This window comes from Ensifer sesbaniae (genome assembly GCF_013283665.1).
Taxonomy (GTDB): Bacteria; Pseudomonadota; Alphaproteobacteria; order Rhizobiales; family Rhizobiaceae; genus Ensifer; species Ensifer sesbaniae.
Genome location: NZ_JABEKU010000002.1, coordinates 1,829,971 through 1,844,223, shown reverse-complemented (window position 1 = coordinate 1,844,223; position 14,253 = coordinate 1,829,971). Strand labels below are relative to the sequence as shown.

12 protein-coding genes are annotated in these 14,253 nt (G+C 64.3%); 6 read left to right on the top strand and 6 right to left on the bottom strand.

Features of this window, described 5'->3' with window-relative positions; genetic code table 11:
• Nucleotides 1-51: 51 nt before the first annotated feature.
• From BHMPCIPO_RS26335 to BHMPCIPO_RS26315, 5 genes are all read right to left on the bottom strand, one after another.
• Nucleotides 52-1,068: a LacI family DNA-binding transcriptional regulator gene (locus BHMPCIPO_RS26335; RefSeq protein WP_173519677.1), complete on the bottom strand. Its 1,017-nt coding sequence runs from the start codon at nt 1,066-1,068 to the stop codon at nt 52-54.
• Nucleotides 1,065-2,021, bottom strand: coding sequence for an ABC transporter permease (locus BHMPCIPO_RS26330; RefSeq protein WP_173519676.1), 957 nt, complete (start codon nt 2,019-2,021; stop codon nt 1,065-1,067). The genes BHMPCIPO_RS26335 and BHMPCIPO_RS26330 overlap by 4 nt, the downstream gene beginning before the upstream one ends.
• Nucleotides 2,018-3,010 (bottom strand): ABC transporter permease, encoded by a 993-nt coding sequence (locus BHMPCIPO_RS26325; protein WP_173519675.1) that lies wholly within the window; start codon nt 3,008-3,010, stop codon nt 2,018-2,020. Before BHMPCIPO_RS26325 ends, BHMPCIPO_RS26330 begins: the two co-directional genes overlap by 4 nt.
• Complete coding sequence (locus tag BHMPCIPO_RS26320; RefSeq protein ID WP_173519674.1) at nt 3,010-4,515, bottom strand: sugar ABC transporter ATP-binding protein; 1,506 nt, start codon at nt 4,513-4,515, stop codon at nt 3,010-3,012. The genes BHMPCIPO_RS26325 and BHMPCIPO_RS26320 overlap by 1 nt, the downstream gene beginning before the upstream one ends.
• Nucleotides 4,516-4,677: 162 nt before the next feature.
• Nucleotides 4,678-5,703, bottom strand: a complete 1,026-nt coding sequence (locus BHMPCIPO_RS26315; protein ID WP_173519673.1) for an ABC transporter substrate-binding protein — start codon at nt 5,701-5,703, stop codon at nt 4,678-4,680.
• A gap of 426 nt (nt 5,704-6,129) precedes the next feature.
• On the opposite strand from BHMPCIPO_RS26315, the gene BHMPCIPO_RS26310 reads away from it, so the two are divergent.
• The 6 genes from BHMPCIPO_RS26310 to BHMPCIPO_RS26285 all read left to right on the top strand — a co-directional run bounded on the left by BHMPCIPO_RS26310 (nt 6,130) and on the right by BHMPCIPO_RS26285 (nt 12,210).
• Nucleotides 6,130-6,948, top strand: a complete 819-nt coding sequence (locus BHMPCIPO_RS26310) for a DUF3100 domain-containing protein (protein WP_173519672.1) — start codon at nt 6,130-6,132, stop codon at nt 6,946-6,948.
• Nucleotides 6,949-6,963: 15 nt separating this feature from the next.
• A complete protein-coding gene (locus tag BHMPCIPO_RS26305; RefSeq protein WP_173519671.1) occupies nt 6,964-7,479 on the top strand; it encodes a hypothetical protein in 516 nt (171 codons plus the stop codon).
• Between the two features lie 69 nt (nt 7,480-7,548).
• Nucleotides 7,549-8,706, top strand: a complete 1,158-nt coding sequence (locus tag BHMPCIPO_RS26300) for a M20 aminoacylase family protein (protein ID WP_173519670.1) — start codon at nt 7,549-7,551, stop codon at nt 8,704-8,706.
• A gap of 24 nt (nt 8,707-8,730) precedes the next feature.
• Nucleotides 8,731-9,648 carry a LysR family transcriptional regulator gene (locus BHMPCIPO_RS26295; protein WP_246304569.1) on the top strand — a complete coding sequence of 306 codons (918 nt, stop codon included), beginning with the start codon at nt 8,731-8,733 and terminating at the stop codon, nt 9,646-9,648.
• A 118-nt stretch (nt 9,649-9,766) separates the two neighbouring features.
• The gene (locus BHMPCIPO_RS26290; RefSeq protein ID WP_173519669.1) at nt 9,767-10,651 is read left to right on the top strand and encodes an NAD(P)-dependent oxidoreductase; all 885 of its coding nucleotides are present in this window, start codon (nt 9,767-9,769) and stop codon (nt 10,649-10,651) included.
• 17 nt (nt 10,652-10,668) lie between these two features.
• A complete protein-coding gene (locus BHMPCIPO_RS26285; RefSeq protein ID WP_376741704.1) occupies nt 10,669-12,210 on the top strand; it encodes an aldehyde dehydrogenase family protein in 1,542 nt (513 codons plus the stop codon).
• 74 nt (nt 12,211-12,284) lie between these two features.
• On the opposite strand, the gene BHMPCIPO_RS26280 is transcribed toward BHMPCIPO_RS26285, so the two are convergent.
• Nucleotides 12,285-14,186, bottom strand: a complete 1,902-nt coding sequence (locus BHMPCIPO_RS26280) for a methyl-accepting chemotaxis protein (protein WP_173519667.1) — start codon at nt 14,184-14,186, stop codon at nt 12,285-12,287.
• Between the last annotated feature and the right edge of the window lie 67 nt (nt 14,187-14,253).

Below are 14,253 nucleotides of genomic sequence, written 5' to 3'. Positions count from 1 at the left end.
AAGTTGTGAAACGGGCTTCCGTCCGGAATTGCGTCATTTCAAAGAGTCAGATCATTTCCGCGGCGGCGCGGTACTGCCACGAATGTTGAGAGCGGTCGGCAGGACGATTGCCGGAGCGGCGACATCGTCGCCGGACATGATGTTGAGAAGCAGCGACATCGCGGTGCGGCCGATATCCGCGCGCGGCTGGCTGACCGTCGTCAGCGGCGGATAAAAGGCCTTGCTCAAGTAGAGGTCGTCGAAGCCGACGACGGACACATCGCCGGGCACGTCGCAGCCGAGACGGCGCAGCGCATGAATCGCGCCATAGGCCATCTCGTCGTTGGCGACAAAGATCGCCGTCGGCGGTTCCGGCAGATCGAAGAGCTCGGCCGCGCGCGCTTCGCCACTCTCCAGCAGGTAATCGCCACGGACTTCATAGCCATCAGGGATCGGCAGGCCGGCCGCCTGCATCGCCGCCCGGTAGCCATCGCGACGATGGGTCGCCATCACCTCCGGCAATGGCCCGGAGATGTGGGCGATGCGGCGGTGACCGAGCCCGATCAAATGTTCCACGGCGCTACGCGCCGCTGCGGCATTGTCGATCTGCACATGCGGAAAACCTGAGGTCTCGATCAGTTCCAGCGCGACCACGACGGGCAGATGTGAAAGACCGGCACTTTCGCCCGGTCGCGGCGCCGGCAGCTTGCCGGTCATCAAGATCATGCCGTCGGCATGGCCGTCGCGCAGCATGTTGAAATATTCAACCTCGCGATCCGGGTCGTTCTCGGTGTTGCCCATGAGAACGGCGTAGCCCGCCTCGCGCGCCGTCGCCTCAACACCCTTGAGGATCTCGAGATAGAAAGGGTTGCCGACGTCGCGGACGACGAGCAGCACCGACATCGACCGTCGGGTTCGCAAATTGCGGGCACTGACATTCGGCCGATAGTTGAGCTCGCGGGCAAGTTCGTGGATGCGTTTGCGCGTCTCGTCGGTCACCAGCGAAGAGCCGCTGAGCGCACGCGAAACGGTGGCGACCGAGACGCCGGCGCGCTCTGCGATGTCCTTGATCTTCGGCCGCTCGCTCATGCCCGCATCGCCCGCCCGCGGCCGTAGAACAGCATGAGAAACAACAGCGTCGCGCCGAACACCATCTGGCGGCCGGACTCGTCGATGTTGACCGTGGTCAGGATGCCCTGGAGGATGACGAGCAGCAACGCGCCCGCCATGGTGCCGGTGTAGCCGCCCTTGCCGCCGGCAAGCGAGGTGCCGCCGAAGACCACCGCTATGATCGAGGAAAGCATGTATTGCTCGCCGACATTGGCGAAAGAGGAGCCGGAATAACCGAGCAGGCAGAGCCCGGCGATCGCGGCAAACATGCCCGAGATCATGAAGAGGCCGATGCGCATGAGGCGGACCGGAACGCCGGCCATGTAGGCGGCATGTTCATTCGAGCCGATCGCATAGATGCGGTGGCCGAAGACGGTCCGGTTCAGCATGAGGGCCATGAACAGGCCGATGGCGATCCAGAGCCAGATGATGCCGGGAATGCCAAGCAGAAGCGGCTGGGTGACGAAGGCGGAGAGGCCGGGTGCCGCCCGACCTGAAGGAATGCCCTGGCGGATGACGACGAGCAGCCCCTGTAAAACGCCGAGCATGCCGAGCGTCATCACCAGCGGCGGGATGCGCAGAAGCGTGACGCCGAGGCCGTTCAGCAAGCCGAAAAAAGCACCCGCAGCAAGGCAGGCAAGCACTGCCGGCAGGATCCCGCCGTCGGCGCCATTCATGACGTTGCCGGCGATGATGGCGGAGAGCGAGACGACACCGCCTACGGAGAGATCGATGCCCTCGCGGCCGCCGAGGATGACGACGTTCTGGCCGGCCGCGACGATGCCGAGCAGCGAGGCGACGATCAGCAGGCGCAGGATCTGATCGGCCGAAGCGAAACCGGGAGACAGGCTTTCGCCGAGGACAAGCAGCACGACGATGAGGATGAGCGCTACGACCAACGGCTGTTTGAAAAAGGTGGTGATCGCTGTCATGCGTGTGCCCTCCGTCCGGCGAGCACACCTGCCATCAGCACCAGGAGGATGGCGAGGCCCTGGACGAAGTTCTGCCATTCCGACGGCGTGCCCATGAAGAAGACCAGCGAATTGACGAGGCCGATCGTCAGCGCACCCAGGATCGAGCCGACCACCGTTGTCCAGCCGCCGGCGAGCGCGCTGCCGCCAAGCACCACGGCGGCGACGCTGTAGAGCGTCATTTTGCCACCGACGAGCGGATCGCCGCTTGCGGTGTCGCCGGTCAGGCAGAATGCCGCGAGCGCCGAGAACAGCCCGCAGAGCAGGTAACCCTTGATGCGTACGGCAACGACGGGAAGCCCCGTCTGATAGGCCGCCTGCTGGTCGTCGCCGACTGCCAGGAGTTCGGTGACGATGCGCGTGCGCGACAGCAGAAAGAGCAGAACGGCGAGTGCCGTGAGCGCGTAGAACACGAAGGGGACGCCGAGAAGCCGCCCGCCATAGGTGCGCCAGAAGAGCGCCGGCGCCGGCGTGCCGGCGACCGGCATCACATAGAGCGCCAGACCGGTAAAGAAGATGCTGGTCGCAAAGGTCGCAACGATCGCCTGCAGCCGCAGCGCGGCAACGACGAGTCCGTTGACCAGGCCGCAGGCAAGCCCGATGAGGACGCCGAGCGCCAGCGCGAGCAGCACGGCGCCGGCGCCACCGCCCCAGCGCTCCATCAGCACGACGATGGCGACGTTGACCAGCGACAGCGTCGCGCCCGCGGAAAGATCGATGTCACCGGCGGAGACGACATAGGTCTGCGCAATCGCCAGCATGACCAGCGCCAGATAGGTGCTGAAAAGACCCGTCAGCGAGCGGAAGCTCAGGCTGTTTGGCGAAAAGATGCCGTTGAGCGCCAGAAGCGCGACAATGATGACGAGCGCCGGAAGGAAAGGGTAGCGCTCCAGCCAGGAGCGGAAGCCGCCTGCCCCGAAAGATCGAATGTCTGTCGTGGTCGATGTCATCACGCGGCCTCGTATGCAGCCTGGTAGAGATTGTAACGCGTGCGATCGTCGCCGGTCAGTTCGCGCGTCACCGAGCCGCCATTAAAGACAAGGATACGGTTGGCATTGCCGAGCAGCTCGGCATCCTCGGACGAATAGAGCAGAATACCAAGCCCCTCGGCCGCGAGCTGCCGGATCAGCGCGAAGAGATCGGCCTTTGCCGAAAGGTCGATGCCCTTGGTCGGATCGTCGAGCAGGAGCACGTCGGGCCGGTCGATCAGCCAGCGGGCGATGATCACCTTCTGCTGGTTGCCGCCGGAAAGCGAATTGATCGGATGGAAGAGGCTCGCAAATTTCGTGTGCATCGCCTCCAGCGCCGGCATTGCCTTGTTCCTGAGGCGAGAAGGCCGCGCGATCATCAGCCGGTCGCGAAGATAATGGATCGGGGTGACATTCTCGATGATCGGACGGCCGCGGATCACCCCGTCACGGCCGCGGTCACCCGAGACATAGGCGCAGCCGCGCCGGATGGCATCGCGCGGGCTTTTGGCGTCATAGCGCTCGCCGCCGATCGTCACCGCGCCCGACGTCACAGGGTTCGCGCCGAAAATCGCCCGCAGCAGCGCCGATTGACCCTGACCGTGCAGGCCGCCGAGGCCGAGGATCTCGCCGTGCGCGACCTCGAAGCTGACATCGCGAAAACCCTTACCTGAGAGATTCCGCACGGAGATTGCCGCCTTCGCCTGGGTTTCCACCACCGCTGGCGCGGCGGACCGCGCCGCCGGCATATCGCTGGCACCACCGACCATCAGCCGGATGACCGTTGCCGGGTCGATGTCGGAAAGCTTCAGTGTCTCGATGGTCTCGCCGTCGCGGATGATCGTCACGCGATCGCCGATCGCGGTGATTTCGTCCATGCGGTGCGAGATGAAAATGATGCCACGTCCTTGCGCCTTCAGGCCACGCAGGATTTCGAAGAAGCGATCGACCTGGGCGCGGTCAAGCGCCGAGGTCGGTTCGTCGAAGATCAGTATTGGCGCTTCGCTCGCGAGCGCCTTCATGATTTCGACCAGTTGCCGCTGGTCGGCCCGGAGATTGCCGACGAGCGCCTGCGCATGGAAGCCTTCGCCGGCAACCTGCGAGAACAGAGCGATGTAGCGCGCCGCCCGCGCCTTCAACGCCTGGCGGTCGATGAAGAGGCCGGCCTTCACCGGCAGCGCGGAGAGGCAGATGTTCTCCTCGACCGAACGACGGTTGGCCAGACTGAGCTCCTGATAGAAGACGCCGATGCCGGCAACGCGCGCGGCTTGCGGTCCGGAAATCGTCACCGGCTTGTCATTGATCAGGATCTGGCCGGCGTCAGGGCGAACGCTGCCGGCGATGATCTTGCAGAGCGTGCTCTTGCCGGAGCCGTTGGAGCCCATCAGCACATGCACTTCGCCGGCGGCGACCTCGAGGTCGCCGCGGCGTAGCGCCAGCGTTGCGCCGTAAGCCTTGCTCACGCCGTTCAATCTCAGTTTCGACATCGGCTGTCGTCCGTCATTTGGTTGCTTGCCGCATCGCCTTTCAGGCCGGCCTCGCGCGGGCTCAACTGCAGCTGATTTCATGCCCATCGCGGCCCTGCCCTCGGCAGTCGTCGGCGACGGTCGCCGGACAACTCCTATGAAGTTACCCGGCGGAACCAAGGCTTACTTGAACAGCGCCGTCGCGTCGTCGATCGAAAGTGCACTGGTGTAGGAGTAGTAACCGGGCTTGCCGTCGAGCTGCTTGGCGGCGTCTGCAAGGTTCTTGGAATCGATGAACGGGATCGGCAGATACATGGCGTTCTTGTACTGCCCCGCCGTTGCCGGTTCCTTCAACTCCTTGCCCTGCAGCATTAGCACCGCGACGTTGAGCGCGCTTGCCATCACACCCGGCGGGTTGACGGTCGCGCCGGAGTTCAGCTTGTCCTTCACCCAGAGATCGATGAAGTCCTTGCGGATTTCGCCGGTCGCGGCGATCTGACTGGTCTTGCCGGCATCCATGATCGACTTCCATGCACCGGCCGCCATGCCGTCCTGCACGACGACGCCGTTGATGTCAGGATAGGTCGCAAGGATGTTCTGCATGGCCTGCTGGCCCTGCGCCTGATCCCAGTTTGCATTGACCTCGTTGACGACCTGGATATCCGGATAGTCCTTGAAGACGCTCCTGTAGCCGGCGACGCGCATCTCGTTGGCCGGATGGCCGGCGACGCCGTTGATCGCAACCACCTTGCCCTTGCCGCCGAGCGTTTCGGCGAGCCACTTGGCACCGGCCGCACCCCAGGCCGTCTGGTCGATGCCGACATAAATCGCGTCCGGCGAGGAAACCTCGGCGTCCGTTGCGATCACCAAGATGCCGGCTTCCTTCGCCTGGGCAAAGATCGGATCGAAGGCCGTCGGGCTGTTGGGGTTGATGATGATGGCGTTAACGCCCTCCGCGATGAAGTTGCGCACATGCGCAATCTGCCCGGGCACGTCGACATTGGCGCTCTGGACGGAGACTTCGACGTCGACGCCCTTTTCCTTCCATTTCGCCGCGGCCTCCTTGGCCTCGTCGATCATCTGTGTACGCCATTCGCTGCCCACCCAACCGTTGGACAGGCCGATCTTGAAGGTCTCGGCATTGGCGAAAGAAGCGGAAATAGCAATGGTTGCGACAGCGCCAAGCGCTGCGGCGATAAATTTCTTCATAAGATCCTCCCAAATCTTGCGAATTCCATCAAGCCAGAAAATGTAATCGATTTCAATGGACTTTCACGGGCTTTTGTGAGGTGCGCCCCAACATTCCGGCAGCACCGGCGACAACCAGTGGAACGCATCGGAAGAACGGCTACGGGAGGTGCAATGCCCCTTGGCTCCCCCTTCCCGCTGTGCAACAGCAAAGACAGAGGCGGCGACGATTCGTCGTGACGCCAACTGGAATGAAATGCAGGATTTGAGCCATGACATAAAGGCGCTGCGGGGTGGATCCCGATTGCCGCCGGAGTGACGGCGCACCCGTTGCTCAAATCGCAACACTTCGTTGCTTGCGGGCCGACTAGCCGCAATTTGCCCTCACCCCCTACTGTGAAACCTGGGTAAAGAACAACAACTGGCTCCCAACCAGAGGAGAACATCATGACCGGGAAAACCGGAGCCGCCTCCGGCGCGCTCTATCTGCATCTCATTGTGCTGGCGATCGTCATCGTCTCCGAGCTGATCGGCATTCAACGCCTTCCGATCGGCATCGGCACCGTCATCTTCCTGCCGATTCTCTATGCCTTCGCGCTCGGCATCCTTTTCAATCCTGCCATTTTCAAGGCAAGCGCCAAGTTCCTGTCGCGCGATGCGGTCAAGCTTTCCGGAGCGATGATCACCGTTGCCATCATGCCGTTCATCGCCAAGTTCGGGACGACCGTCGGCCCGCAGATCTCGAAGATCATCGAGGCCGGCCCGGCGCTCGTGCTGCAGGAACTCGGCAATCTCGGCACGATCCTCATCGCCTTTCCGGTCGCCGTCTTTCTTCTCAGGATGGGTCGCGAAGCCGTCGGCGCGACCTATTCGATCGATCGCGAACCGAACCTCGCACTGATCGCCGACAAATACGGTCTCAACTCGCCGGAAGGCGCCGGCGCCATGGGCGTCTATGCCACCGGCACACTGATCGGCACCTTCGTATTCGCCATCATGCCGCCAATCGTCCACGGCCTCGGTGTCTTCGACGTGCGGGCGCTCGCCATGTCCTGCGGCGTCGGCTCCGGCTCGATGCTCGCCGCCTGCACCGGCGGGCTCGTCGCCGCTGTCCCTGACCAGAAGGACATCATCCTGGCGCTCGCCGCCGCCAGCAACATCCTGACCTATGCCACCGGCCTCTATGTCGGCATGTTCGTCGCGCTGCCCTTGACCGAGTGGCTCTACAACAAGGCTCGGCCGTCCGAGCGTCGCGCTCAAGCCTGATCGGGAGAGACAATCATGGCCAACCAGACCAACACCTCCGCCACCTACGCAGACGATCTCCCGCTTGCCGCCGAGGACGAGCGCAAGATCGACGTCATCGGCCATGCCGGCCTGCTTTTGATCGCCTGCGCCATCGGCCTCGTCGCCAACTGGGTCGGCACAGGCACCTCGCCGCTGACGGCGCTGCCGGGCATGGCAACGCTCTACGTCGCCTGCATTGTCGGCCTGGCGCTCGCCCGCTTCGTGCCCTTCTATCTGCCTGGAGTCGCCTGGGTGTCGCTGATCGCGATCCTCATCACCATCCCCGGCGTGCCGGGTGCTGCCTGGGTCAGCGAAAAGGTCGAACACCTCAACTTCCTTGCGCTGGCGACACCGGCGCTCGCCTATGGCGGCCTCGCCCTGACGGCGAGCGAGTTTGCGATCGCGCGCTGCTCGGGCTGGAAGATCGTCATCGTGGCGATCTGCGTGATGATCGGCACCTATATGGGTTCCGTCGTCGTCGCTGACCTGTTCCTGCGCCTTGGGCAGTAATCGAGACCATATTGATCGGCCGGACCACTTGGACCGGCCGGCCATTCCTCCATTCACAGGACGCATGCCATGAAACGCCACGACATCAGCCCCGAGCGCATCGAGGAAACGATCCGCTGGCGCCATCACCTGCATGCCTGTCCGGAGCTGGCCTTCGAGGAACGACAAACTGCGGCTTTCATCGCCGGCAAGCTCGCGGAATGGGGCATCCAGCTGAAGGACGGTTACGGCGGCACCGGACTCGTCGGCACATTGAAGCGTGGCGCCTCGAGCCGGGCCATCGCCATCCGCGCCGACATGGACGCACTGCCGATTGTCGAAGCGAGCGGCGTCGCCTATGCATCGCGAACTGCGGGAAAAATGCATGCCTGCGGCCATGACGGCCATGTGTCCATGCTGCTCGCGGCCGCCCGCCAGGCGAGCGAGATGGATTTTGACGGCACCGTGCACTTCATCTTCCAGCCGGCCGAGGAGGCCGAAGGCGGCGCGCGGGTCATGGTTGCCGACGGGCTCTTCCGTGACTTCCCCGCCGATGCCGTCTATGCGCTGCACAACTGGCCGGCGCTCGATGTCGGCTCGGTGGTCGCCCGCGACGATGCCATGATGGCCGCTTTCGGCGTCTTCGAGATCACGATTTCCGGCCGGGGCGCCCATGGCGCCATGCCGCATGAGGGCGCAGACCCGCTGGTCGCGGCCGCCCAGATCGTCACCGCATTGCAGACGATCGCCAGCCGCAATGTCTCGCCGCTCGAAGCGGCCGTCATCTCGGTGACGCAGATCCACGGCGGCGACGCCTGGAACGTGATCCCGGAGAAGGCGGTGATCCGCGGCACGACACGCTGGTTCGACAGGTCGGTCGGCGATACGCTGGAAAACCGCATGCGCTCGCTCGTCACGGCGCTCGCCGAGGGGCTCGGCTGCAACGCTGAGCTCGACTATCAGCGACGCTACCCAGCAACGATCAACGACGCCGCGGCTGCGGCCCTGGTGCGCTCCGTCGCAGCCAAGGACCCTGCGCTGACCGTCGTCGACGCGCCGCCGAGTATGGCGGCCGAGGACTTTGCCTTCATGCTCGACGAGCGCCCCGGCTGCTACCTGTGGCTCGGCGCCCGGCGCGAGGGCGCAAACCCGGGGCTGCATTCGCCGCACTATGATTTCAACGACGCGATTATCGGCCAGGGCGTCAATCTCTGGACGCGCCTGATCGCGACATCGCTTGGCCGTTGACCCCAAGGGGATTCCGTCGCATCCATGACCGCCATGGACGTACTCGACGCGAAGGCGCTCAGGATATTTATGGCGGTTGCGCGCATCGGCTCGATCCGGGGCGCAGCGGAGCATATGGGGCTTGCTCCGTCCGTCGTCAGTCGGCAGATCGCCGATACCGAGCGTGACATCGGCCTATCCCTCTTCGAGCGGACGGCCAGAGGCACGGTGCTCACCGATGCCGGCGAGCTGGTTCTCGAACATGGCAAGCGGGTGCTCGAGGACAACGGGCTGCTCGCCGAACAGCTCGATCAGATCCGCGGCGTGCAGCAGACCCGCATCCGCATTCGCTGCGGCGAAGGCTTCATGGCCGATCTGGTCGAAAACGGGCTTTCGTCGTTCGCGAAGGCGCATTCCTACGTGCGCTATATCGTCGAGCTCGGCAGCACCGAAGATGTCGTCGATGCCATCGCCAACAGCGACGCCGATATCGGCATCGCCTACACCCCCTTCACCGACCCGCGCATCCGGGCGCTGGCGATCGCCCGCCAACCGCTCTGCGTGATCGTGCCAACCGGCCACCCTTTGTCGGAGCGCAGCGACCTGAAACTCGCGGATTGCCTTACTTCGCCTTGCGCCCTGCTCGGCAAGGGCAACGGCGTGACGCAATTGGTGGCGCGGGTGGCGGCCGATGCTGGACTGGCGCTCGCCCCATTGCTCGAAACCCATTTTATCGAAGTGCTGCGCCGCTTCGTCGCCGCCGGACTCGGCGTCACCTTCTTGCCGCGTACGGCCGTTGCCAGCGAAATGGCGCGCGGCGCCATGCAGGCTCTCGACCTTGCCGACCCGCTGCTTCGCGAAGCAAGCGCTCATCTGATGGTGCGCGCGCACCGACGCCTGCCCCTGTCGGTCGAAAAGCTCGCGCAGCACCTCGCACGCGAGATGCAGTCCTTCCGCGACTGACCCGCCCCGCCCGTTGCCACGCCAGCAACACATTGTACCGGGCGCGCCGTCTACCCGCTCACCAGCCCGCATGCCACCTTCCCCGGATCATCAAAACCATATGGGGGTGCAGCGAACTATGACGGCGGAACGGACAAGTGTTGGCGTGGTGGGATTGGGCGCCATGGGGCTTGGCATGGCGACGGCGCTTGCCGCCAAGGGCTTCGCGGTCAAGGGATTCGACCTTTCAAAAGCACGGCGCGCCCTCGCGGTCGACGGTGGCGTCTCCCCCGTCGCCTCGCTCGACGAGGTCTTCGTCGATACCGACTTCATCGTCTTCTCACTGCCGACCGCCAAGGATGTCGCAGCGGTGGTGGAAGCCAATCTCGACGCGCTGAAGTCCGCGGGCCGACGCGTCGTCATCATCGACACCTCGACATCCGAACCGGACGTCTCACGCGATCTCGCAGCGGCCCTCGCCGACATCGGCCACGGCTTCATCGATGCACCTGTCTCCGGCGGACCGGCCGGTGCCGCAAGCGGCAAGCTGACGATAATGATCGGCGGCAGCGATGCGGATATTGCGGTTGCCGGCCCTGTGATCGATGCCATGTCGGCAAAAGCATTGCATGTGGGTGCGAGCGGTGCCGGCAACGTCGCCAAGCTTGTCAACAACCTGCTTGCCGCCGCCCATATGGTGACGACAGGCGAGGGCCTGAAGCTGGCGCTCGCCGCCGGACTCGATCCGGAAGCGGCATTGGATGTGCTGAACGCGGCTTCTGGAAAGTCGATGATAAGTGAGGTGCATTTTCCCACATGGGTGATGAACGGCCGCTTCGACAGCGGTTTCACCATGGGCCTGATGCGCAAGGATGTGCGGCTTGCGAGCGAACTTGCCGCGCGCACCGGCACCGACCTGCCGCTCTCGGGCGCCGTCGCGAAGCTCTGGGCCGAAAGCCCGCTCGACAATGCCGAGGACTTTACCCGCATGGGCACCTTCCGCCCCGTGGCCAACGACAACTGAGACAAAAGGGAACGATGATGAACGACATGACCATGCCCGCCAAGGCCGAACGCATCCGCGCCCTCTTCCACGGCTTTTTATCCGGCAGCGAGATCGGCAGCTATGTCGATGGCGCGCTGGTATCCGGCTCCGGCGACGAACAGAAGCTGACGGATCCGGCGACCGGCGAAATCTTCGCGACCTTCAAAGACGCCGGCACGGACGTCGTCGACGCCGCAATGCAGGCTGCGGCGCGCGCCCAGCGCGAATGGATTACCATGACCGCCTCGGCCCGTGGCCGGGTGATGAACGAAATCGCCCGCAAGATCCGCGAGCGCGCCGGCGAGATTGCTGAACTGGAAAGCCGCTCCGCCGGCCGGCCGATCCGCGATATCCGCGGCGAGGCGGTGCGGGTCGCCGAGATGTTTGAATATTACGCCGGCTGGTGCGACAAGCTGCACGGCGAGGTTATACCCGTGCCGACCTCGCACTTGAACTATACCCGCAACGAGCCCGTCGGCATTGTCGCGCAGATCACCCCCTGGAACGCGCCGCTCTTTACCGGCGGCTGGCAGATTGCCCCGGCGATCTGCGCCGGCAATGGCGTTGTCATCAAGCCTTCGGAACTGACGCCGCTCAGCACGCTGGTGCTCGGCGCGCTCTGCGAGGCAGGCGGCGCGCCGCGCGGCCTCGTCAACGTCATCGCCGGAAAGGGCGTGACGGCGGGTCAGGCGATGGTCGCGCATCCAAAGACGGCACTCGTCGTCTTCGTCGGCTCCGCGCTTGCAGGCTCGGCGATCGCGGCGGCGGCGGCAAAGAACGTCGTGCCCTGCATCCTCGAACTCGGCGGCAAGTCCGGCAACATCGTCTTTGCCGATGCCGATATCGACCGCGCCATCGTCGGCGCACAATCGGCAATCTTCTCCGGCGCCGGCCAGAGCTGTGTTGCCGGCTCACGTCTGCTCGTGCATCGCTCCGTGCACCAGCAATTCGTCGACCGCTACGTCCAGGCCGCCGAACGCATCCCGGTCGGCGATCCCTTTGCGGACACCACACAGATCGGCCCGATCAACAACGCCCGCCAATGGGCGAAGATCGAGGAAATGGTCCGCCAGGGTGTGGCCGAAGGGGCCAGCCTTGCAACCGGCGGCGCCAAGCCGGCTGCACTTCAATCCTCCGGCGGCTTCTATTTCGCGCCCACCATCCTCGACAACGTCAAGCCCGATATGACGATCGCCCGCGAGGAGGTCTTCGGTCCAGTCGTCGGCGTCTCGGTCTTCGATGACGAGGAGGAGGCGATCGCGCTTGCCAATGACAACCCCTATGGCCTTGCAGGCGCTGTCTGGACTGGCGATGTCGGACGCGCTCATCGGGTCGCATCCAAGGTGCGGGCCGGAACCTTCTGGATCAACGGCTATAAGACGATCAGTGTGATGTCGCCCTTCGGCGGCTTCGGCCGCTCCGGCTATGGCCGCTCCTCCGGGCGCGATGCGCTGATGGCCTATACTCAGACAAAGAGCGTCTGGGTCGAGACCGCCGAGAACCCGGCCGTCGTCTTCGGCTATTCACCGGAAGCCTGATCGATATCGACCTGCTGAAAACGATAACGGGCCGGCAATGGCCGGCCCGTTCGCATTCTTATCCCGACCCTCGATCAGGCAGCACGGCTCCAGCTCTCGCGGCCCGTCTGCGCTTCGAGCTTGAACTTCGCCAGCATGGCGCGAAGCTGCCGGCTTTCCTCGGCCAGCGTGCCGCTGGCCGCTGTCGTTTCCTCGACCATCGCCGCATTCTGCTGGGTCATCTGATCCATATGATTGACCGAGGTGTTGATCTCCTGCAGCGCGGTCGCCTGTTCGCGGGCGGCGGTCGCGATCGTGTTGACGTGGCCGCTGACATTGTTGACCAGCGTCTCGATTTCGAGCAGCGCCTCACCGGTGGAACGCACCAGCGTGACGCCGTTTTCGACCTCCGACGCCGAGCTGTGGATCAGCGTCTTGATCTCCTTGGCGGCGTTGGCCGAGCGCTGGGCCAGTTCCCGGACCTCTTGGGCGACGACCGCAAAGCCACGACCGGCCTCGCCGGCGCGCGCCGCCTCGACGCCGGCGTTCAGCGCCAGAAGGTTGGTCTGGAAGGCGATCTCGTCGATCACCGAGATGATCTGGTTGATGCGGTTGGAGGAATCCTCGATCCGGCCCATGGCATCGACTGCGCTGCGCACGATCGCTCCGGACCGGCCCGCACTTTCCTTGGTAGCACGCACCATCTCGTGCGCCTCGTTCGCCCGCTCGGACGCGGTACGCACGGTCGAGGTGATCTCGTCGAGCGCCGCGGCGGTCTCTTCGAGTGCTGCCGCCTGCTGCTCCGTGCGCTTCGACAGATCATTGGCGGCGGTGCTTAGCTCGGCTGAGTTATCGTTGATGGTGCTTGCGGCCGTGCGCACGTTCTGCATGGTCGAGCGCAAGGTCACCATCGTCTGGTTGACGTTCTTCTGCAGTTCGGCAAACGCGCCGTGAAACTCGCCGCGCATGTTCTGCGTCAGGTCGGCGTCAGCGAGTGCGGCGATGACGCGACGGACTTCATTGACCGTCTGGTCGACGCTTGAGACCAGCTCGTTGACGCTCGCCGCAAAGCGGTTGAGGTCGTCGTTTTCATAATCCTTGTTGATGCGGCCGGTGAAATCGCCGGCAACGGCCGAGGCGACGACGACGCTGATGTTCGATTGCAGGTCGCTGCTGCGGGCATGGAGTGCGGCTTCCTGCGCCTTCATTGCGCGCATGGCGATACCGTTCTTGCGGAAGACTTCGACGGCGCGGGCCATTTCGCCGATCTCGTCCTGGCGCGAGACATCCGTGCTGTTGCCGTCGAGCTTGCCGTCGGCAAGTTCGCTCATGGTCGCGGTAAGTTCGCGCACCGGCATGACGATGCCGCGGCGGGCAACGACGAGGCTGACGCCGACGCCGAAGAGAACGCAGGCCACGGCGGCGGCAGCAAGAATGCTCATCGCGACGGACGATGAGTTGAGCGCCTCGGCGCGGGCAGCGGCCAGTTCATCACCGGAGTAGGTGCTGTAGGACTTGACTGTCGCCGTCACTGTCTTCTGCGCTTCGAGCGCCTTGTCGAGTGCAGCCTTGACGGCCGCCTCGTCTGTGCCCTTCTCGGCGGCAACGGCGACCATCGCCCGGATCTCGTCGAAATAGCCGTTGAGGGTCATGCGGACATCGTTGAGCAGCTTGTCTTCGGCGTCGTCCGCGACCGCCTCGATCTTCGTCAGACGACCGAGCATTTCCTCGGCGCGCTTCTCGGTTTCCTGGCCGAAATCGGCAGCTTTTTCGGGGGTTGCGGCGAGCTGGTAGGTCATGCGGCTAATGGCGATGATGTCGACGCGCAGGTCCATCGCCTCGCGCGCCGCCTCTTCGCGCGCGCCGACATCGATGATCGTCGCGCCGAGGGAGGAAAGACCGCGCGCACCGGCAAGCGCGATCAGAATGGAAGATATGCCCATGACCACGACCACAAGGCCGACCTTGGTCAATATCGAGAGGTTCTTGAAGGTCACTGCCGTGACTCCTGTGATGTCGCGATCGCGTTGTTGGGAGGACATGGTCAGCCATACCGGCGGGAGG

Bases quoted from the DNA above. Each gene is read 5' to 3' on its own strand.
- BHMPCIPO_RS26335 (WP_173519677.1), bottom strand. From the start codon at position 1,068: ATGAGCGAGCGGCCGAAGATCAAGGACATCGCAGAGCGCGCCGGCGTC.
- BHMPCIPO_RS26330 (WP_173519676.1), bottom strand. From the start codon at position 2,021: ATGACAGCGATCACCACCTTTTTCAAACAGCCGTTGGTCGTAGCGCTC.
- BHMPCIPO_RS26325 (WP_173519675.1), bottom strand. From the start codon at position 3,010: ATGACATCGACCACGACAGACATTCGATCTTTCGGGGCAGGCGGCTTC.
- BHMPCIPO_RS26320 (WP_173519674.1), bottom strand. From the start codon at position 4,515: ATGTCGAAACTGAGATTGAACGGCGTGAGCAAGGCTTACGGCGCAACG.
- BHMPCIPO_RS26315 (WP_173519673.1), bottom strand. From the start codon at position 5,703: ATGAAGAAATTTATCGCCGCAGCGCTTGGCGCTGTCGCAACCATTGCT.
- BHMPCIPO_RS26310 (WP_173519672.1), top strand. From the start codon at position 6,130: ATGACCGGGAAAACCGGAGCCGCCTCCGGCGCGCTCTATCTGCATCTC.
- BHMPCIPO_RS26305 (WP_173519671.1), top strand. From the start codon at position 6,964: ATGGCCAACCAGACCAACACCTCCGCCACCTACGCAGACGATCTCCCG.
- BHMPCIPO_RS26300 (WP_173519670.1), top strand. From the start codon at position 7,549: ATGAAACGCCACGACATCAGCCCCGAGCGCATCGAGGAAACGATCCGC.
- BHMPCIPO_RS26295 (WP_246304569.1), top strand. From the start codon at position 8,731: ATGACCGCCATGGACGTACTCGACGCGAAGGCGCTCAGGATATTTATG.
- BHMPCIPO_RS26290 (WP_173519669.1), top strand. From the start codon at position 9,767: ATGACGGCGGAACGGACAAGTGTTGGCGTGGTGGGATTGGGCGCCATG.
- BHMPCIPO_RS26285 (WP_376741704.1), top strand. From the start codon at position 10,669: ATGAACGACATGACCATGCCCGCCAAGGCCGAACGCATCCGCGCCCTC.